Below are 432 nucleotides of genomic sequence, written 5' to 3'. Positions count from 1 at the left end.
AGGTAATAGAGCATCGCCACTTCAGTCATCTGATCAATATCGCTGGCCATGCGCTGGGTACTGTCACTCATGGGGACGGGCTTCCGTTTCGTCGTCAAAGGCGCATTCTCCCGACTCTTGCCCTGCTACGTCCACTATTGATGCCCATCGCGCTCGATCGCATTGATGCGCTCGACCTTGGCCCCGGAACGTGCCGCCTCGAACTCCGACTCCAGGAACGACTTGACGATGCTTTTCGCCAGTTCGGCGCCGATCACCCGCGCGCCGATAGAGAGGATCTGCGCATCGTTGCTCTTGCGCGCCCGCTCTGCCGAGTACGTGTCATGGGCCTGGGCCGCACGAATCCCGAGCACCTTGTTGGCCGAGATCGCCATGCCGATCCCCGTGCCGCACACCAGCACGCCCAGGCGCTGCTGCCCTGCGTTGATGGCG

At 62.3% G+C, this 432-nt stretch carries 1 protein-coding gene; it reads right to left on the bottom strand.

Annotation, left to right across the window (positions count from 1 at the left end):
- Positions 1 to 134: 134 nt before the first annotated feature.
- Positions 135 to 432 (bottom strand): RpiB/LacA/LacB family sugar-phosphate isomerase (locus FCS21_RS16355; protein ID WP_138624532.1); only part of this gene is annotated, 298 nt, incomplete at its 5' end.

The sequence above is a fragment of the Colwellia ponticola genome, from assembly GCF_005885605.1.
Classification (GTDB): domain Bacteria; phylum Pseudomonadota; class Gammaproteobacteria; order Enterobacterales; family Alteromonadaceae; genus Colwellia; species Colwellia ponticola.
This window is presented reverse-complemented; position numbering and strand designations above follow the sequence as displayed.